The organism is Cedecea sp. NFIX57 (genome assembly GCF_900177785.1).
GTDB classification, from domain to species: Bacteria; Pseudomonadota; Gammaproteobacteria; order Enterobacterales; family Enterobacteriaceae; genus Cedecea; species Cedecea neteri_C.
Genome location: NZ_FXAS01000003.1, coordinates 227,859 through 246,141, shown reverse-complemented (window position 1 = coordinate 246,141; position 18,283 = coordinate 227,859). Strand labels below are relative to the sequence as shown.

17 protein-coding genes and 1 pseudogene are annotated in these 18,283 nt (G+C 55.9%); 15 read left to right on the top strand and 3 right to left on the bottom strand.

Annotated features, from left to right (window positions below; genetic code table 11):
- Window positions 1–15 precede the first annotated feature (15 nt).
- Window positions 16–156, bottom strand: a complete 141-nt coding sequence (gene rpmH, locus B9Y90_RS03840; protein WP_000831330.1) for a 50S ribosomal protein L34 — start codon at window positions 154–156, stop codon at window positions 16–18.
- Window positions 157–749: 593 nt separating this feature from the next.
- On the opposite strand from rpmH, the gene dnaA reads away from it, so the two are divergent.
- The 11 genes and pseudogenes from dnaA to B9Y90_RS03785 all read left to right on the top strand — a co-directional run bounded on the left by dnaA (window position 750) and on the right by B9Y90_RS03785 (window position 13,160).
- Window positions 750–2,132, top strand: a complete 1,383-nt coding sequence (dnaA, locus tag B9Y90_RS03835) for a chromosomal replication initiator protein DnaA (RefSeq protein ID WP_039296385.1) — start codon at window positions 750–752, stop codon at window positions 2,130–2,132.
- Between the two features lie 4 nt (window positions 2,133–2,136).
- Window positions 2,137–3,237, top strand: a complete 1,101-nt coding sequence (gene dnaN, locus B9Y90_RS03830; RefSeq protein ID WP_039288915.1) for a DNA polymerase III subunit beta — start codon at window positions 2,137–2,139, stop codon at window positions 3,235–3,237.
- Window positions 3,238–4,311: a DNA replication/repair protein RecF gene (recF, locus tag B9Y90_RS03825; protein WP_045784363.1), complete on the top strand. Its 1,074-nt coding sequence runs from the start codon at window positions 3,238–3,240 to the stop codon at window positions 4,309–4,311. It begins immediately after the preceding gene.
- Between the two features lie 28 nt (window positions 4,312–4,339).
- Window positions 4,340–6,754 (top strand): DNA topoisomerase (ATP-hydrolyzing) subunit B, encoded by a 2,415-nt coding sequence (gyrB, locus tag B9Y90_RS03820; protein WP_085540265.1) that lies wholly within the window; start codon window positions 4,340–4,342, stop codon window positions 6,752–6,754.
- 100 nt (window positions 6,755–6,854) lie between these two features.
- A complete protein-coding gene (locus B9Y90_RS03815) occupies window positions 6,855–7,253 on the top strand; it encodes a YidB family protein (RefSeq protein ID WP_085540264.1) in 399 nt (132 codons plus the stop codon).
- A 148-nt stretch (window positions 7,254–7,401) separates the two neighbouring features.
- The gene (gene yidA, locus B9Y90_RS03810; RefSeq protein WP_085540263.1) at window positions 7,402–8,214 is read left to right on the top strand and encodes a sugar-phosphatase; all 813 of its coding nucleotides are present in this window, start codon (window positions 7,402–7,404) and stop codon (window positions 8,212–8,214) included.
- A gap of 227 nt (window positions 8,215–8,441) precedes the next feature.
- Window positions 8,442–9,131 (top strand): D-galactonate utilization transcriptional regulator DgoR, encoded by a 690-nt coding sequence (dgoR, locus tag B9Y90_RS03805; protein ID WP_085540262.1) that lies wholly within the window; start codon window positions 8,442–8,444, stop codon window positions 9,129–9,131.
- The gene (locus B9Y90_RS03800; protein WP_085540261.1) at window positions 9,128–10,012 is read left to right on the top strand and encodes a 2-dehydro-3-deoxygalactonokinase; all 885 of its coding nucleotides are present in this window, start codon (window positions 9,128–9,130) and stop codon (window positions 10,010–10,012) included. Before dgoR ends, B9Y90_RS03800 begins: the two co-directional genes overlap by 4 nt.
- Window positions 9,996–10,613, top strand: a complete 618-nt coding sequence (locus B9Y90_RS03795; protein WP_085540260.1) for a 2-dehydro-3-deoxy-6-phosphogalactonate aldolase — start codon at window positions 9,996–9,998, stop codon at window positions 10,611–10,613. Before B9Y90_RS03800 ends, B9Y90_RS03795 begins: the two co-directional genes overlap by 17 nt.
- On the top strand, window positions 10,610–11,758 hold the full coding sequence (gene dgoD / locus B9Y90_RS03790; protein WP_039288899.1) for a galactonate dehydratase: 1,149 nt from the start codon (window positions 10,610–10,612) through the stop codon (window positions 11,756–11,758). Before B9Y90_RS03795 ends, dgoD begins: the two co-directional genes overlap by 4 nt.
- Window positions 11,759–11,823: 65 nt before the next feature.
- Window positions 11,824–13,160: pseudogene (locus B9Y90_RS03785) on the top strand (MFS transporter).
- 32 nt (window positions 13,161–13,192) lie between these two features.
- Here B9Y90_RS03785 and B9Y90_RS03780 read toward each other — a convergent pair.
- Window positions 13,193–14,314, bottom strand: coding sequence for an agmatine deiminase family protein (locus tag B9Y90_RS03780; protein ID WP_085540259.1), 1,122 nt, complete (start codon window positions 14,312–14,314; stop codon window positions 13,193–13,195).
- 129 nt (window positions 14,315–14,443) lie between these two features.
- On the opposite strand from B9Y90_RS03780, the gene B9Y90_RS03775 reads away from it, so the two are divergent.
- Both B9Y90_RS03775 and B9Y90_RS03770 read left to right on the top strand, forming a co-directional pair.
- Window positions 14,444–15,319 (top strand): LysR family transcriptional regulator, encoded by an 876-nt coding sequence (locus B9Y90_RS03775; protein ID WP_085540258.1) that lies wholly within the window; start codon window positions 14,444–14,446, stop codon window positions 15,317–15,319.
- A gap of 45 nt (window positions 15,320–15,364) precedes the next feature.
- A complete protein-coding gene (locus B9Y90_RS03770) occupies window positions 15,365–16,630 on the top strand; it encodes a DUF3748 domain-containing protein (RefSeq protein ID WP_085540276.1) in 1,266 nt (421 codons plus the stop codon).
- Window positions 16,631–16,635: 5 nt separating this feature from the next.
- On the opposite strand, the gene B9Y90_RS03765 is transcribed toward B9Y90_RS03770, so the two are convergent.
- Complete coding sequence (locus B9Y90_RS03765) at window positions 16,636–16,968, bottom strand: YceK/YidQ family lipoprotein (RefSeq protein ID WP_139827338.1); 333 nt, start codon at window positions 16,966–16,968, stop codon at window positions 16,636–16,638.
- 314 nt (window positions 16,969–17,282) lie between these two features.
- Here B9Y90_RS03765 and ibpA point away from each other — a divergent pair, with 314 nt between their 5' ends.
- Together ibpA and ibpB are read left to right on the top strand one after the other, a co-directional pair.
- Complete coding sequence (ibpA, locus tag B9Y90_RS03760) at window positions 17,283–17,696, top strand: small heat shock chaperone IbpA (protein WP_085540257.1); 414 nt, start codon at window positions 17,283–17,285, stop codon at window positions 17,694–17,696.
- 113 nt (window positions 17,697–17,809) lie between these two features.
- Complete coding sequence (ibpB, locus tag B9Y90_RS03755; protein WP_039288887.1) at window positions 17,810–18,238, top strand: small heat shock chaperone IbpB; 429 nt, start codon at window positions 17,810–17,812, stop codon at window positions 18,236–18,238.
- Window positions 18,239–18,283 lie beyond the last annotated feature (45 nt).

Sequence of the window (18,283 nt, the reverse complement as noted above, 5' to 3'; positions counted from 1 at the left end):
AGGGGTTAGCTTTTATTACTTAGAAACGGTCAGACGAGCGCGGCCTTTAGCACGACGACGTGCCAGAACCTGACGACCATTTTTAGTAGCCATACGAGCACGGAAGCCGTGAGAACGGTTGCGCTTCAGTACAGACGGTTGAAAAGTGCGTTTCATGGCGATTTCTACCTAAACTATTAAATTTCACTGGATTTGCGTAACGCCCTACAGGGTCTGCGAACGACTTACGCTTCAGTGTGGCTGATTAAAGAGGCCGGATTGTAATAATTGTACACTCCGGAGTCAATTCAATTCCCTTACTGCTGCGCCCTTTTTGACCCCGAAAAGAGGCCCGGATCTCCGCTGAAGTACAGCGGCATTACGCGACGGGTGGAGAATTATACGGGCTTACCGTGAAAGCGCAAGGATCCGCGAGGATCTTCATCAGATCTCTTTAGCGATATTTGTGCGCTAGTCATTAAATTTTCCAATATGAGACGGTTATACGCTGCACGTGTGCCAGGATCGATTACACTTAACCCGCTCAAAACTTCCCTGTGGATAATTCGTGAAGAATCTGTGAGAAACAGAAGATCTCTGCCGCGCTTTAGGCTATGATCCGCGGTCCCGATCGTGATCCAGCCTTCACCGGGGAAACCGCAAATAGCGGTTCGCGCGCCTCCCACAGCCTGAGAGCGCGTGTCAACAATCATGAATGTATAACTTTCAGTCTTCGTCTTTTTATCGACTTTGTTCGAGTGGAGTCCGCCGTGTCACTTTCGCTTTGGCAGCAGTGTCTTGCCCGATTGCAGGATGAGTTACCAGCCACAGAATTCAGTATGTGGATACGCCCCCTACAGGCGGAACTGAGCGATAACACGCTGGCTTTGTACGCGCCTAACCGTTTCGTACTCGACTGGGTGCGGGATAAGTACCTTAATAATATCAATGGCCTGCTCAACGACTTCTGCGGCACCGACGCGCCTTTGCTGCGTTTTGAAGTGGGCAGTAAGCCCGTGACGCAGCCTGTTGCCGAGCTGGCCACGACCTCCGCTCCTGCGCAGGTTGCTCGCGCTGTGGCACCAATGCGCCCAAGCTGGGACAATGTGCCTGCGCCTGCTGAGCCGTCCTACCGTTCTAACGTTAACCTGAAACACACCTTTGATAACTTCGTTGAAGGTAAATCGAACCAGCTGGCCCGCGCGGCGGCACGCCAGGTGGCCGATAACCCAGGCGGCGCGTATAACCCGCTCTTCCTTTATGGCGGCACCGGTTTAGGTAAAACTCACCTTTTACACGCGGTGGGTAACGGCATCATGGCCCGCAAGCCGAATGCTAAAGTGGTGTACATGCACTCTGAGCGTTTTGTTCAGGACATGGTTAAGGCGCTGCAGAACAACGCCATCGAAGAGTTCAAACGCTATTACCGCTCGGTGGATGCGCTGCTTATCGATGACATCCAGTTTTTTGCCAATAAAGAACGTTCTCAGGAAGAGTTTTTCCACACCTTTAATGCCCTGCTGGAAGGGAATCAACAGATCATTCTGACGTCGGATCGCTATCCAAAAGAGATCAACGGCGTGGAGGATCGTTTGAAATCCCGTTTCGGCTGGGGGCTGACGGTAGCGATCGAGCCGCCGGAGCTTGAAACCCGCGTGGCGATCCTGATGAAAAAGGCCGACGAGAACGATATCCGTCTGCCGGGCGAAGTGGCCTTCTTTATTGCCAAGCGACTGCGCTCCAACGTCCGTGAGCTGGAAGGGGCGCTGAACCGCGTAATCGCCAACGCCAACTTTACCGGCCGGGCGATCACCATCGACTTCGTGCGTGAAGCGCTGCGCGATCTGCTGGCGCTTCAGGAGAAGCTGGTCACCATCGATAATATTCAGAAAACGGTGGCCGAGTATTATAAAATTAAGGTCGCTGACTTGCTGTCCAAGCGTCGCTCCCGTTCCGTTGCCCGCCCGCGCCAGATGGCGATGGCGCTGGCAAAAGAGCTGACCAACCATAGCCTGCCGGAAATTGGCGATGCTTTTGGTGGACGCGACCACACCACGGTTTTACATGCCTGCCGCAAGATTGAGCAGTTGCGTGAAGAAAGCCACGATATCAAAGAAGATTTCTCCAATTTAATCAGAACATTATCTTCGTGACGCTATGAAATTTACCGTTGAACGTGAACATTTATTAAAACCGCTGCAGCAGGTAAGTGGCCCCCTCGGAGGCCGTCCTACTCTGCCTATCCTGGGCAATCTGCTGCTGCAGGTGGCTGAAGGTGCACTCTCTTTAACCGGTACCGATCTGGAAATGGAGATGGTGGCGCGCGTGGCGCTGGTACAGCCTCATGAACCTGGGGCAACAACCGTACCTGCACGTAAATTCTTCGATATCTGCCGTGGCCTGCCGGAAGGGGCTGAAATTGCGGTACAGCTGGAGGGCGACCGCATGCTGGTTCGCTCCGGGCGTAGCCGCTTCTCGCTTTCCACGCTGCCGGCGGCGGACTTCCCGAACCTGGACGACTGGCAGAGCGAGGTAGAATTTACCCTGCCGCAGGCGACCATGAAGCGCCTGATCGAAGCCACGCAGTTCTCTATGGCGCATCAGGACGTTCGCTATTACCTGAACGGCATGCTGTTCGAAACCGAAGGCGAAGATCTGCGTACCGTTGCAACGGATGGCCACCGTCTGGCGGTCTGTTCAATGCCGGTTGGTCAGCCTTTGCCAAATCATTCGGTTATCGTGCCGCGTAAAGGCGTGATTGAGCTGATGCGTATGCTCGACGGCGGTGAAACTCCGCTGCGCGTGCAAATCGGCAGCAATAACATTCGCGCCCATGTCGGTGACTTCATCTTTACCTCCAAGCTGGTGGATGGCCGCTTCCCGGATTACCGTCGCGTGCTGCCGAAGAACCCGGATAAACACCTCGATGCAGGCTGCGATCTGCTGAAGCAGGCGTTTGCCCGTGCGGCGATTCTGTCGAACGAGAAATTCCGCGGCGTGCGCCTATTCGTCAGCGAAAACCAGCTGAAAATCACGGCAAACAACCCCGAGCAGGAAGAAGCAGAAGAGATTCTGGACGTTTCCTACGACGGTACCGAGATGGAAATCGGCTTCAACGTCAGCTATGTGCTGGACGTGCTGAACGCCCTGAAGTGCGAGAACGTCCGCATTCTGCTGACCGACTCCGTTTCCAGCGTGCAGATTGAAGACGCGGCCAGCCAGGCGGCGGCCTATGTTGTTATGCCAATGAGACTGTAGATGTCACTCACGCGTTTGCTGATTAAAGACTTTCGCAACATCGAAAACGCGGATCTCGCTCTTTCTCCTGGCTTTAATTTTCTGGTCGGTGCTAACGGCAGCGGCAAAACCAGCGTGCTTGAGGCGATCTACACCCTCGGGCACGGTCGGGCTTTTCGCAGCCTGAAAATTGAACGCGTGATCCGCCATGAGCAGGACGCTTTTGTTTTGCACGGGCGGCTTCAGGACGGTGAAAGGGAAACCGCGATCGGCCTGACCAAAGACCGTACCGGCGACAGCAAAGTGCGCATTGACGGCAGCGACGGCCACAAAATCGCCGAACTGGCGATGATGATGCCGATGCAGCTGATTACGCCGGAGGGGTTTACTTTGCTGGGCGGTGGCCCCAAATACCGTAGAGCTTTCCTTGATTGGGGCTGTTTTCACAATGAACCTGGCTTTTTTGTGGCCTGGAGCAACCTCAAACGCCTGCTGAAGCAACGTAACGCTGCGTTGCGCCAGGTGACACGCTACGCGCAGCTGCGCCCGTGGGATCAGGAGCTGATTCCGCTGGCCGAGCAAATCAGCCGCTGGCGCGCCGACTACAGCGCCGCCATTGCGGAAGATATGGCAGATACCTGCGCACAGTTTTTACCGGAATTTGCCCTGAGCTTCTCCTTCCAGCGCGGCTGGGAGAAAGAGAGCGACTATAGCGAAGTGCTGGAGCGCAATTTCGAACGCGACCGGATGCTGACCTATACCGCGCACGGCCCGCATAAAGCGGATTTTCGTATTCGTGCCGACGGGGCGCCGGTGGAAGACACGCTCTCGCGCGGGCAACTTAAATTACTGATGTGCGCCTTACGACTGGCGCAGGGTGAGTTTCTCACCCGGCAGAACGGGCGGCGTTGCCTGTATCTGATAGATGATTTTGCCTCTGAACTGGATGACGCCAGGCGCGGCCTGTTGGCCAGCCGGTTAAAGGCCACGGAGTCACAAGTTTTTGTTAGCGCGATCAGCGCCGAACATGTGATGGATATGGCGGACAAAAATTCAAAGATGTTCGCCGTGGATCAGGGTAAAATAGCGGATTAACCCAAGATTAAATGAGCGAGAAACGTTGATGTCGAATTCTTATGACTCCTCCAGTATCAAAGTCCTTAAGGGGCTGGATGCGGTACGTAAGCGCCCGGGCATGTATATCGGCGATACGGATGACGGCACCGGTCTGCACCACATGGTATTTGAGGTCGTGGATAACGCTATCGACGAAGCGCTCGCGGGCCACTGTAAAGACATCGTGGTCACTATCCACGCGGATAACTCCGTCTCGGTAACCGATGATGGCCGTGGTATTCCGACCGGTATTCACCCGGAAGAAGGCGTTTCTGCGGCGCAGGTTATCATGACCGTACTGCACGCCGGCGGGAAGTTCGATGACAACTCCTATAAGGTGTCCGGCGGCCTGCACGGCGTAGGCGTCTCGGTGGTTAACGCCCTGTCCCAGAAACTGGAACTGGTGATTCGCCGCGAAGGCAAAGTGCATCAGCAAACCTACATCCACGGTGAGCCTCAGGCTCCGCTGGCAGTGACCGGTGACGCCGATGTGACCGGGACTCAGGTGCGTTTCTGGCCGAGCCATGAAACCTTCACCAACGTAACCGAATTCGAATACGAAATCCTGGCTAAGCGTCTGCGCGAGCTGTCGTTCCTGAACTCCGGCGTGTCTATCCGCCTGATCGACAAGCGCGACGGCAAGCAGGATCACTTCCACTACGAAGGCGGTATCAAGGCGTTTGTTGAGTACCTCAACAAGAACAAAACCCCGATTCACCCGAACGTGTTCTATTTCAGCACTGAAAAAGACGGTATCGGCGTGGAAGTGGCGCTGCAGTGGAACGACGGTTTCCAGGAAAACATCTACTGCTTCACCAACAACATCCCTCAGCGCGACGGCGGTACTCACCTTGCGGGCTTCCGCGCGGCGATGACCCGTACCCTGAACGCCTACATGGACAAAGAAGGCTACAGCAAAAAAGCCAAAGTCAGCGCCACCGGTGACGATGCGCGTGAAGGCCTGATTGCCGTTGTTTCCGTGAAAGTGCCGGATCCTAAGTTCTCTTCCCAGACCAAAGACAAGCTGGTTTCTTCGGAAGTGAAATCCGCGGTTGAGCAGCAGATGAACGAACTGCTGGCCGAATACCTGCTGGAAAACCCGTCTGACGCAAAAATCGTTGTCGGCAAAATTATCGATGCTGCACGTGCCCGTGAAGCTGCACGTCGCGCACGTGAAATGACCCGCCGTAAAGGTGCGCTCGACCTGGCTGGCCTGCCGGGCAAGCTGGCGGACTGCCAGGAACGCGACCCGGCGCTGTCTGAACTGTACCTTGTGGAAGGGGACTCTGCGGGCGGCTCTGCAAAACAGGGGCGTAACCGTAAGAACCAGGCGATCCTGCCGCTGAAAGGTAAAATCCTCAACGTTGAGAAGGCGCGCTTTGACAAGATGCTCTCTTCTCAGGAAGTGGCGACGCTTATCACTGCGCTGGGCTGCGGCATTGGCCGTGACGAGTACAACCCGGACAAGCTGCGCTACCACAGCATCATCATCATGACCGATGCGGACGTCGACGGCTCCCACATTCGTACGCTGCTGCTGACCTTCTTCTATCGTCAGATGCCGGAAATCGTTGAGCGCGGCCACGTCTATATCGCCCAGCCGCCGCTGTACAAAGTGAAGAAAGGCAAGCAGGAACAGTACATCAAAGACGATGAGGCGATGGACCAGTACCAGATCGCTATCGCCCTTGACGGCGCGACTCTGCACACCAACGCCAGTGCACCTGCTCTGGCCGGTGAGCCGCTTGAGAAGCTGGTGGCCGAGTACAACACCGCGCAGAAAATGATTGGCCGCATGGAGCGCCGTTATCCGCGTAACCTGCTGAACAACCTGGTTTATCACCCAACGCTGCAGGTGGCCGACCTGGCCGATGAAGCGAAAGTGACGCAGTGGATTTCTGCGCTGACCGCGACGCTGAACGAAAAAGAGCAGCACGGCAGCACCTGGAAATACGATATTCACCATAACAGCGAGCTGAACGTGTTTGAGCCGATTGTACGCGTGCGTACTCACGGCGTGGACACTGACTACGTGCTGGAAAAAGAGTTTGTGGAAGGGGGCGAATATGGCCGTCTTTGCGCACTCGGTGAGAAGCTGCGTGGCCTGATTGAAGAAGATGCCTTTATCGAACGCGGTGAACGCCGTCAGCCGGTAGCCAGCTTCGAGCAGGCGCTGGAGTGGTTGCAGAAAGAGTCCCGTCGTGGCCTCGCTATCCAGCGTTATAAAGGCCTGGGCGAGATGAACCCGGAGCAGCTGTGGGAAACCACCATGGATCCTGACAGCCGCCGCATGCTGCGCGTGACCGTTAAAGACGCGATTGCCGCGGACCAGCTGTTCACCACCCTGATGGGCGATGCGGTTGAACCACGTCGTGCGTTTATCGAAGAGAACGCCCTGAAAGCGGCGAACATCGATATCTAACAAAAACTGTTCCGATCCAGGAGCCGTGCTTTTAGTACGGCTTTTTTTATGGGCGCTATACTTTCCGGTGTCGATTTTCTACATCACAGAGGGAAACCCCATGGGACTTTTTGATCAGGTTGCGGGCTCGCTGCTGAACGGCGACGCGGGTAAATATCAGGCCATTCTAAGCTGGGTAGAACAGCAGGGCGGTATTCAGGCGCTGCTGGAAAAGCTGCGCCAGGGCGGCTTAAGCGAAATTGTCTCCTCCTGGCTCAGCAGCAACAGTACAAATCAGCCGCTGAGCGGCGACCAGATAACTCAGGCCCTGGGCTCGCCGTCCGTTGCCGCGCTGGGGGAAAAACTGGGCGTGGATACCGGCTCGGCTTCCGCTTTACTGGCGGAATACCTGCCGAAGGTGATCGACGCGCTGTCGCCAAACGGTGAAGTGACGCCGGAAGCCCATAACGACTTGCTGAGTGCGGGCGTTAACCTGTTGAAAGGTAAGTTGTTCAGCTAACCTTTTTGTTGGCCCCGGCTTTACGTCCGGGGCGTTTAAAAGAGGAGTTTGCTCCTCGCCTCTCATCCCCCTTTTCCCCGGAGTTTGCTGCTGTTTTTTGAGCGGAATCGCGTTAGCATGAGGTAAATCCATTACCTCTGAAGATCTCATGACCATAAAACTGATTGCAATTGATATGGATGGCACGCTGCTGCTGCCAGACCACACCATCTCTCCGGCGGTAAAACAGGCCGTTGCGGCGGCGCGCGAGCGCGGCGTGAACGTCGTGATCTGTACCGGTCGTCCGTTTGCTGGCGTTGAAAGCTACCTGCGTGAGCTGCAGATGGATAAGCCCGGTGACTACTGCATCACTTACAACGGCGCGCTGGTGCAGAAGGCAAGCGACGGCAGCACCGTCGCCCAGACGGCGCTGAATTATGACGACTATCGTTTCCTGGAAAACCTGTCCCGCGAAGTGGGTTCACATTTCCACGCGCTGGATCGCCATACCCTGTACACCGCGAACCGCGATATCAGCTACTACACGGTGCATGAGTCCTTTATCGCCAGTATTCCTTTGGTGTTCTGCGAAGCGGAAAACATGGATAAAAACGGCGAATTCCTGAAAGTCATGATGATTGACGAGCCGGCCATTCTCGATGAGGCCATCACCAGAATCCCGGCCGAGGTCTTTGAGCACTATACGCTGCTGAAAAGCTCGCCTTACTTCCTGGAAATCCTCGACAAGCGCGTCAACAAAGGCACCGGCGTGAAGTCACTGGCGGAGAAGCTGGGCATTAAGCCGGAAGAAGTAATGACCATCGGCGACCAGGAAAACGACATCGCAATGCTGGAATACGCTGGCATGGGCGTGGCGATGGACAACGCGACCGACAAAGTGAAAGCCGTCAGCGACTTCGTCACCAAATCCAACCTGGAAGATGGCGTGGCCTACGCTATCGAGAAGTTTGTGCTGAATTAACCGCCTCTTCTCACCTCCGCTGCCCTGGCTCTGCCGGGGCTTTTTTTTACTCTTTCGATCGTGAATTGCCTATTATGTGATCCATATTGTAGTACAACATGAATATATTGTACTACATTGAGCGCAATGAAACGGCAGTTGGTCTCACATTTGTACTTCAAAAATGCGGTGAAATTCAGCTGGGGCGGTAAAGTAGCGGGTAAGACTTTGTTCACAAGGAATCCGTTATGAGCCTCAATAAAACCGACCGCATCATCGTCACGCTGGGCCAGCAAATCGTGAGTGGTAAATACGCGCCGGGCGCGGCATTACCGGCAGAAGCCGAGCTATGCGAAGAGTTTGAAACTTCGCGCAACATCATTCGGGAAGTGTTTCGCTCGCTGATGGCAAAGCGGTTGATTGAAATGAAGCGTTATCGCGGCGCGTTCGTTCAGCCCCGTAATCAGTGGAACTACCTCGATACCGAGGTGCTGCAGTGGGTGCTGGCGAACGATTACGACCCGCGCCTCATCGCCGCGATGAGTGAAGTACGAAATCTGGTTGAACCCGCCATTGCCCGCTGGGCGGCGGAGCGCGCGACATCGAATGACCTGGCCCGAATCGAAGGTGCCCTGAACGATATGGTCGCGAACAACCAGAATCGCGATGCGTTTAACGAGGCGGATATCCGCTACCACGAAGCGGTGCTGGAGTCCGTGCATAACCCGGTTTTGCAGCAGTTGAGTATTGCTATCAGCTCCCTGCAGCGGGCCGTTTTTGAGCGAACCTGGATGGGGGATGAGGCCAACATGCCGAGAACCCTGCAGGAACATAAAGCGCTGTATGACGCGATCCGTCATCAGGACAGCGGAGCAGCGGAGCAGGCGGCGCTCACCATGATCGCCAGCTCCACTAAACGACTAAAGGACATTACATGACATCTCGCTACATCGCCATTGACTGGGGATCGACTAACCTTCGCGCCTGGCTCTACCAGGACGGGGAATGCATCGACAGCCGCAAAAGTACTTCAGGCGTGACGCGCCTGGGCGGCAGATCCCCAGAGGCGGTGTTTAGTGAAATTGTTGCAGGCTGGCGAGATACGCCCACGCCTGTGCTGATGGCCGGTATGGTTGGCAGCAACGCGGGCTGGAAAATTGCCCCATATCTGCCGTGCCCCGCGCGTTTTGCCACTTTCAGCGAGCAGATGACCGCCGTGGCAGAGCAAGTGTGGATAGTCCCTGGCCTGTGCGTGCAGCGCGAAGATAACCAAAACGTGATGCGCGGCGAAGAAACCCAGCTGCTGGGTGCCCGCTCGCTGCAGCCTGCTCCGCTTTACATTATGCCCGGTACCCACTGCAAATGGGTGCCAACGGATGAAGAGTCGGTACTCGATTTTCGCACCGTATTGACCGGCGAACTGCATCATCTGCTGCTTCAGCATTCCCTGATTGGTACTGGTCTGCCAGAACAGCAGGCCAGCCCTGAGGCGTTTAACGCCGGACTCGAGCGTGGGATCAATGATGGCGACCTGCTGCCTCAACTCTTTGAGGTACGCGCCGCGCACGTACTGGGCCAGCTACCGCGAGAGCAGGTAAGCGATTTCCTTTCCGGGCTGTTGATTGGCAGTGAAGTGGCGACGATGACGCGCCGTTTTGCCTGTCCGGTCGGGCAGCCTGTCACCATTGTGGCCAATCCCGCGCTTAGCGCTCGCTATCAGGCAGCTTTATCCCTGCTCGGCTTTAGCAGCCAGGTGGTGGATGGCGACAATGCTTTCCAGGCAGGAATAAGGAGTATTGCAAATGCAGTGGCAAACTAAGCTTCCGCTGATCGCGATTTTACGCGGCATCACCCCGCAGGAGGTCCAGGCGCACGTAATCGCGCTGTTGGATGCCGGGTTTGATGCGGTGGAAATTCCCCTCAATTCACCGCAGTGGCAGCAAAGCATCGCCTCTATGGTCGCGGAGTTCAGCGATAAAGCGCTGATCGGGGCGGGCACGGTGCTAAAAACGGAGCAGGTAGACGAGCTTGCGGCAATGGGCAGCAAGCTGATGGTCACGCCAAACACACAGCCGGACGTGATCCGCCGCGCCGTGGCAAGCGGTATGACGGTTTGTGCGGGCTGTGCGACAGCCTCTGAGGCTTTTTCCGCGCTGGATGCGGGCGCGCAGACGCTGAAAATTTTCCCTTCTTCTGCCTTCGGGCCGGACTACATCAAGGCGCTGAAAGCCGTGCTTCCGCCGGATGTGTCGGTGTTTGCCGTCGGTGGCGTGACGCCGGAAAACCTGCACATCTGGCTGCAGGCAGGGTGCGCCGGGGCGGGGTTGGGCAGCGATTTATACCGTGCCGGGCAGCCGGTGAGCCGCACCAGCGAAAGGGCAAAAGCATTTGTTAAAGCGTATCAAGAGGCCGTGCAATGAAAATTACCAAACTGACGACGTACCGTTTACCGCCGCGCTGGATGTTCCTGAAAATTGAGACTGACGAAGGCGTAGTGGGCTGGGGAGAGCCTGTTATCGAAGGCCGCGCCCGCAGCGTTGAGGCGGCGGTGCATGAACTAAGCGAATACCTGATTGGCCAGGATCCGGCCCGCATTAACGACCTGTGGCAGGTGATGTATCGCGGTGGGTTCTACCGCGGCGGCCCGATTCTGATGAGCGCCATCGCCGGGATCGATCAGGCACTCTGGGATATTAAAGGTAAGGTGCTTAACGCGCCGGTATGGCAGCTGATGGGCGGCCTGGTGCGGGATAAAATTAAAGCCTACAGCTGGGTAGGCGGCGACCGCCCGGCAGAAGTGATCGACGGGATTAAGTCCTTACGTAAAATCGGGTTTGATACTTTTAAATTAAATGGTTGCGAGGAAATGGGCATTATCGATAATTCCCGTGCCGTTGATGCTGCCGTCAATACCGTGGCTCAAATTCGTGAAACCTTCGGCAATGAAATTGAATTTGGCCTTGATTTCCATGGGCGAGTTAGCGCCCCGATGGCGAAAGTATTAATTAAAGAGCTGGAGCCATATCGCCCTCTGTTTATTGAAGAGCCGGTTCTGGCGGAACAGGCAGAATATTATCCACGCCTGGCGGCACAAACGCATATTCCTATTGCGGCCGGGGAACGTATGTTCTCTCGCTTTGAATTCAAGCGAGTGCTGGAAGCGGGCGGGATCGCCATTCTGCAGCCGGATCTCTCTCACGCGGGCGGCATCACCGAATGCTACAAAATTGCCGGTATGGCAGAAGCTTATGATGTTTCTCTGGCCCCGCATTGCCCGCTGGGGCCGATTGCGCTGGCCGCCTGTTTGCACATCGACTTTGTTTCCCGCAACGCGGTATTCCAGGAGCAAAGCATGGGCATCCATTATAACAAAGGCGCCGAGCTGCTCGACTTCGTGAAAAATAAAGAAGATTTTAAAATGGACGGTGGCTATTTCCTGCCTCTAATGAAGCCGGGTCTTGGGGTTGAAATTGACGAAGAGCAGGTGATTGCCCGCAGTAAAAACGTTACCGACTGGCGAAACCCTTTATGGCGTCATGCCGACGGCTCCGTGGCTGAATGGTAAATAAATAACGTCAGAAGTTAGCTGTAAACAATAAAACATTATAAACACCCTCTGTATAACAGGGCATGGTGAACAGCTTCGCCATGCCATTTTTTGGAGACGAAATATCATGGATATTTCTGCAACTGCGGTGAAACCTACGCGCCGCCGTTATTTAACGCTGGTAATGATCTTTATTACGGTGGTGATTTGTTACGTTGACCGCGCCAACCTCGCGGTCGCGTCGGCCCATATTCAGGAAGAATTTGGCATCACTAAAACGGAAATGGGCTATATCTTCTCGGCCTTTGCCTGGCTTTATACCCTGTGCCAGATCCCTGGCGGCTGGTTTCTCGACCGCGTGGGTTCCCGACTGACCTATTTTATTGCCATCATGGGATGGTCCGTTGCCACGTTATTCCAGGGGTTTGCGACCGGCCTGATGTCGTTGATTGGCCTGCGCGCGATTACCGGTATTTTTGAAGCACCAGCGTTCCCGACCAATAACCGCATGGTGACAAGCTGGTTCCCGGAGCACGAGCGTGCGTCTGCGGTAGGTTTTTACACCTCCGGGCAGTTTGTTGGCCTGGCATTCCTGACACCGCTGCTGATCTGGATTCAGGAGCTTTTAAGCTGGCACTGGGTCTTTATCGTAACCGGTGGGATCGGCATCATCTGGTCGATTATCTGGTTTAAGGTTTATCAGCCGCCGCGTAAGAGCAAAGGCATTAACGCTGCCGAGCTGGACTATATTCGCGAAGGCGGTGGCCTCGTAGACGGCGATGCTCCGGTAGAAAAGAAAGCGCGTAAGCCGCTGAGCGCCGCCGACTGGAAACTGGTGTTCCACCGTAAGCTGGTAGGCGTGTACCTCGGGCAGTTTGCCGTCACGTCTACCCTGTGGTTCTTCCTGACCTGGTTCCCTAACTATCTGACGCAGGAAAAAGGCATTACCGCGCTGAAGGCAGGATTTATGACAACTGTGCCGTTCCTGGCGGCCTTCTTCGGCGTGTTGCTTTCAGGCTGGGTTGCGGACCGCCTGGTGCGTAAAGGCTATTCGCTGGGGATCGCGCGTAAAGCGCCAATCATCTGCGGACTGCTGATCTCTACCTGTATTATGGGTGCCAACTACACCAACGATCCGGTATGGATCATGACGCTGATGGCGATCGCCTTCTTCGGCAACGGCTTTGCGTCCATCACCTGGTCGCTGGTGTCCTCCCTGGCACCGATGCGCCTGATTGGCCTGACGGGCGGCGTGTTTAACTTTGTCGGCGGCCTGGGCGGGATCACCGTGCCGCTGGTGATTGGCTATCTCGCCCAAAGCTACGGCTTTGCCCCGGCGCTGGTTTATATCTCCGTGGTAGCGCTGTTGGGAGCACTTTCTTACATCCTGCTGGTGGGGAAAGTGGAAAGGGTGGGTTAAATAAGAGGGAGCGTCAGCCGCGCTCCCTTTTGTTATTTCACGGCGGGTAACTGATTCGTTACGCAGTGGATCCCGCCGCCTCCGGCAGCAATTGCGTCGATGTTAAGCTGCACAATCTCACGCTCAGGGTAAAGCGTCGACAGCAAACTAAACGCCGCCTCATCTGTTTCTTCATCGCCAAACTCCGGGGCAATAATCGCGCCGTTGATCACGAAGTAGTTGATGTATCCGGCGGCAAAATCCGGGTTTCCTTCGCTGAAGCGGCTTGCGCGTGGAGCCTGCGGCGGCGTGACGGTGTGAACCTGTAGCCTGCGACCTTCGGCGTCAGTTGCCTGCCTGAGGATGTCCAGGTGAGTCTGCGTCACTTTGTGGTCCCAGGAATCCGGGTCGGGATCGAGGTTGGCGATCACCACGCCTGGCTCAACAAAACGGGCGTAAAAATCGACATGGGCGTCGGTGATATCTTTCCCTTTGATGCCCGGCAGCCAGATGATTTTTCTCAGACCAAGCTGCGTTTTTAGCTCCTGCTCTACCCGGTCGCGGCTCCAGCCCGGATTACGGTTGGCGTTTACCCAGCTACTTTCGGTCATGATACCGGTGCCGTGCCCGTCCACTTCAATCCCGCCACCCTCGCCCGTCAGCGCGCTGCGGATGAACGGTGATGCACCGTATTTTTCGGCCATAAATGCCGCCAGCTTCGTGTCTTTGCTGTGCCGCTGCTTATTGCCCCAGCCGTTGAAGTTAAAGCCCACGGCGGCGAGTTTGCCTTCCGGTGAAGTGACAAAGCACGCGCCGGTGTCCCGCATCCAGATGTCGTCCAGCTCAGTCACCACGTAAGTCACGTTGTGGCTGCCGCATTTTTCCTCCGCCAGCTCACGTTCGTGTTCGCGACAAAAAACCGTTAGCGGCTGGAAACCGGCGATAGCGTGCGCGATGCGGCCCAGGGCATCCTGCACGCCAGGGGTAAAATCTTTCCAGATCGCTCGCTGAGCGCCAAACGCGATAAATGCACGTTGCTGCAACTCGCCTTCGTCAGGCATGCGCCAGCCAGGGCTAGCGGCCGCGAAGGCGGAAACAGGCAGCCCGAAAGAGCCCGCCATGCCCATCCCGGCCAGTACCGAGGCACATTTGATAAATTCACGACGCGTTGACATACCGGACTCCCGTATAGCTGTTTAACGTAAGAAATTCTGCTCAGTGTTGCAGGTGGATATTCCATCACTGGCTGAATTCTGCTTCCAACGATATATTTAGCGGACATCTGATTAGCCTGGCTTATCGATATGTTACAACACTGGCCACCGTTAAATGCCCTACGTGGGTTTGAAGCCGCCGCGCGTCTGGGAAGCTTTCACCAGGCTGCGTCTGAACTGCACCTGACCCAATCGGCCATCAGCCAGCAAATCCGCAGCCTGGAGGATTATCTGGAGCAGCCGCTGTTCTTTCGCAGCGGGCGCAGCGTTAGCCTGACGGACGCCGGGCAAGATCTCTACAGCACCGCGCAGGTTATGCTTCAACAGCTGGCGGTGGGTATCCGTCGGCTCGATCAGTACCGCAAGCCGAACCAGCTTATCGTGAACACCACGCCCGCTTTCGCCAGGCACTGGCTGTTGCCTAATCTGGCGGATTTTAATCGCCGGTATCCGCAGACCGATCTTTGGCTGTTCACCAGTTTTGATCCGCCGGACATGGCCAGTGAAACCATCGACGTGGCTATCCGGGATGACCTCAGCCAGCAGGCGGGATGTCTTTTCGAGGTGTTGTACAAGGATAGACTTTATCCAGCCTGTCACCCCAGCGTGTTGGAAACCCCGGGAGAACAGCGAACCACGCTGCACGGCGAACGCGAGATGAGCTGGGAGCACTGGAGTGTGGCTGGCGGGGTGGACGTCGGCCAGCAAAGTCAGGGGATGAATTTCTCCGATCCAGGATTGTTGCTTGACGCTGCCGCAGACGGGCTTGGTATTGCGCTTGTCAGCCAGTTGCTGGCAGACAGAAAAAGGGCAAACGAGCAGCTCATCCCGCTGGTGGAGCAAAGCGTACGCGGTGCTGACTGGGCGTGGCTTATCCATCGTGAAAGCGAAAATGACCCGCTAACCCACCAGTTCTGCGCGTGGCTCCGGGGCAGGCTGCCTGGCAAAGTGGAAAGGCCCGGCTAATTCTTTTACCCTGAGGCGTACTCAGCGCTTCAGGGCAAAACCGTGATTAAACAACTCACCTTCGCACCGCGTCATCATCAGCTTACCAATATCTATACCTGGACGCCGGACAGCCAGTGGCTCGCCTTCGACGTGCGGCCATCGGGTGCCTCTTTTACTGGCACAACCATCGAGCGAGTTAATACCCAGAACGGTGACGTCGAGGTGGTGTATCGCGCCCCCGAAGGAGCCCATGTTGGCGTGGTGACCGTAAATCCACGGCAACCGGAGTGTTACGTCTTTATTCACGGCCCGGAGAACCCGGACGCCGACTGGCACTATGACTTCCACCACCGGCGTGGCGTGGTTGTGGCGCAGGGGGAGGCCAGCAATCTTGATGCGATGGACATCACCTCACCTTATACTCCTGGCGCACTGCGTGGCGGTAGCCACGTTCACGTCTGGAGCCCGGACGGTAGCCGCCTGAGCTTTACCTACAACGACCACGTTATGCACGAGCTTGATGAGCGTTTAGATCTGCGTAACGTCGGCATCGCACTTCCTTTTGGCCCTGTAGCGCCGCCAAAACAGCATCCTCGCGAATATGACGGCAGCCACTATTGTGTGCTGGTCAGTCTCACAACGGCAGATCCGCAGCCCGGCAGCGATGAAATTAACCGCGCCTACGAAGAAGGCTGGGTCGGGGAACACGGCTACCGGAAGCCAGACGGGAGCGTCCAGCGTTGGGCGCTGGCGTTTATCGGCGATACCCGGTCGGCAAACGGCGAGAAGGTGCCTGAGCTGTTTATCGTAGATCTTCCCGATGAGCCGCGGGCGTACCAGCAGGGCGGAAGTGAACCGCTGTGCGGCACCGATACCACGCTGCCATCGCCGCCAAAAGGCGTGATGCAGCGCAGACTGACCTTTACCCACGAGCGCCGTTATCCGGGCCTGGTGAACCAGCCCCGACACTGGATCCGCAGCAGCCCGGACGGCAGCCAGCTTGCCTTCCTGATGCGAGACGACAGCGGCGTGGTGCAGCTTTGGATGGTTTCCCCGAACGGTGGCGAACCACGGCAGGTGACCCAGGGCCCACATGGCATTCAGTCGGCCTTTAACTGGCATTCTTCAGGCAAAGTTCTTGGGTTTGTGCAGCAGGGGCGCGTGGTGCTGTGTGACGCGCAAAGCGGAGCGATTACGGCATTAGGTGCAACTGAAGGGGAAGCGCCTTCCGGCGACGCTATCGTCTTTTCCCCGGACGGCAAGCGGGTTGCGTGGATGCAGGAGATCGAGGGTTTCCGCCAGCTATGGTGCGCGGAAACCGGTCTTTAAATCATTCAGTGGGGCAGTTCTGCCGGTGGAATAACGGAATTAGTGGCCAGATTTTGTTTCTCGCTGGCTTCCACGCGCGATCTCACCGAGTTGTCCTTACGGAACATATCCCACGGTAAAAGCACCGTATCGAGCACGGCGGTAAACGGCAGATCCAGTGCAACCAGCGGCTTGATTGCCCAACTGGTGTCGTCGTCGCCAAGCGTTGCCGCACTGGCTCGGGTACCAGGGTACACGCCTTCTTTGCCGCCGCTGTGTGACATCATACTTGAGCAGCCGGTCAGTAATAACAGCCCGCTGCTAATCACCAGAGTTGGAAACCAGTTTCTCATTATCATTTTGCTGTCATCTTCAATGGTTGGCGGAGTACCAGCCCCAGCGGAGTTATAACACCCGCCTGTGATTTAAAAATGCCCATCGTTCCGCTCTGCGGCGGCTATCGCATATTTTTAACCTTTTATGCTGTTTGCCAGTCTATGTAAGGAAACCTCAGGACGCAAAAAATTTGCAGTAAAGCGCCTTGAAAAATTTTAAGCGAGCCACATTTTAGTAGGGTAACCAGAGAGAGTACGCCGATTGGGTACTCAGGTTCATGGCCTGTCCAAAGGGAAGGCTTTTACATCTTACTCGCTGATTTCAGGAGCTTTTTATTATGCGTAACTTCGATCTTTCTCCGCTGTACCGTTCCGCCATCGGTTTTGACCGTCTGTTTAATCTGCTGGAAAACAACCAGAGCCAAAGTAACGGCGGCTACCCTCCGTACAACGTTGAATTAGTGGACGAAAACCACTATCGCATTGCTATCGCCGTCGCCGGTTTCGCAGAAAGCGAACTTGAGATCACCGCCCAGGATAACTTGCTTATCGTCAAAGGGGCGCGCGCGGGTGAGCAGCAAGAGCGGACTTACCTCTACCAGGGCATTGCCGAACGCAACTTCGAGCGCAAATTCCAGCTTGCAGAAAATATCCATGTTCGTGGCGCGAACCTGGTCAACGGCTTGCTGTACATCAGCCTGGAACGTGAAATTCCAGAATCGATGAAGCCTCGCCGCATCGAAATCAACTAATTCATAGGGTCGCGCCGCGCGCGGCCCGTCATCAAGCTGGCTTGCCGTCAGGGAGCCAATGCCCGTTCGCATGCGGGCAGGTTATTTCTTGCTTCAAAGAAGGAGAAAACACTATGCGTAACTACGATTTATCCCCACTTCTGCGTCAATGGATCGGCTTCGATAAACTGGCCAATGCGCTGCAGTCCAGCGGTGAAAGCCAGGGCTTCCCGCCGTACAACATCGAAAAAAGCGACGATAACCATTACCGCATCACGCTGGCGCTGGCCGGTTTCCGCCAGGAAGATCTCGATATTGAGCTGGAAGGCACCCGCCTGAGCGTGAAGGGCACGCCGGTTAAACCGGAAAAAGAGATCAACTGGCTGCATCAGGGGCTGGTGACTCAGCCGTTCAGCCTGAGCTTTACCCTGGCCGAGCATATGAAGGTCTCAGGGGCAACGTTCACTAACGGCTTGCTGCATATTGACCTGGTGCGCGATATCCCGGAAGAAGTAGCTCCACAGCGGATCGCCATTAGCGAACGTCCCGCGCTGAACAGTTAATTTAGTTTCAGCTGTTAAGTATTAAGGCCCCTGAAAATGGGGCCT

What these genes read in the sequence shown, in the direction of transcription:
- dgoR (WP_085540262.1), top strand. Translation starts at nt 8,442, where the DNA reads ATGAGCCTCAATAAAACCGACCGCATCATCGTCACGCTGGGCCAGCAA.
- rpmH (WP_000831330.1), bottom strand. Translation starts at nt 156, where the DNA reads ATGAAACGCACTTTTCAACCGTCTGTACTGAAGCGCAACCGTTCTCAC.
- recF (WP_045784363.1), top strand. Translation starts at nt 3,238, where the DNA reads ATGTCACTCACGCGTTTGCTGATTAAAGACTTTCGCAACATCGAAAAC.
- gyrB (WP_085540265.1), top strand. Translation starts at nt 4,340, where the DNA reads ATGTCGAATTCTTATGACTCCTCCAGTATCAAAGTCCTTAAGGGGCTG.
- dgoD (WP_039288899.1), top strand. Translation starts at nt 10,610, where the DNA reads ATGAAAATTACCAAACTGACGACGTACCGTTTACCGCCGCGCTGGATG.
- B9Y90_RS03775 (WP_085540258.1), top strand. Translation starts at nt 14,444, where the DNA reads ATGTTACAACACTGGCCACCGTTAAATGCCCTACGTGGGTTTGAAGCC.
- B9Y90_RS03795 (WP_085540260.1), top strand. Translation starts at nt 9,996, where the DNA reads ATGCAGTGGCAAACTAAGCTTCCGCTGATCGCGATTTTACGCGGCATC.
- yidA (WP_085540263.1), top strand. Translation starts at nt 7,402, where the DNA reads ATGACCATAAAACTGATTGCAATTGATATGGATGGCACGCTGCTGCTG.
- ibpA (WP_085540257.1), top strand. Translation starts at nt 17,283, where the DNA reads ATGCGTAACTTCGATCTTTCTCCGCTGTACCGTTCCGCCATCGGTTTT.
- B9Y90_RS03800 (WP_085540261.1), top strand. Translation starts at nt 9,128, where the DNA reads ATGACATCTCGCTACATCGCCATTGACTGGGGATCGACTAACCTTCGC.
- B9Y90_RS03765 (WP_139827338.1), bottom strand. Translation starts at nt 16,968, where the DNA reads ATGATAATGAGAAACTGGTTTCCAACTCTGGTGATTAGCAGCGGGCTG.
- B9Y90_RS03780 (WP_085540259.1), bottom strand. Translation starts at nt 14,314, where the DNA reads ATGTCAACGCGTCGTGAATTTATCAAATGTGCCTCGGTACTGGCCGGG.
- ibpB (WP_039288887.1), top strand. Translation starts at nt 17,810, where the DNA reads ATGCGTAACTACGATTTATCCCCACTTCTGCGTCAATGGATCGGCTTC.
- dnaN (WP_039288915.1), top strand. Translation starts at nt 2,137, where the DNA reads ATGAAATTTACCGTTGAACGTGAACATTTATTAAAACCGCTGCAGCAG.
- B9Y90_RS03815 (WP_085540264.1), top strand. Translation starts at nt 6,855, where the DNA reads ATGGGACTTTTTGATCAGGTTGCGGGCTCGCTGCTGAACGGCGACGCG.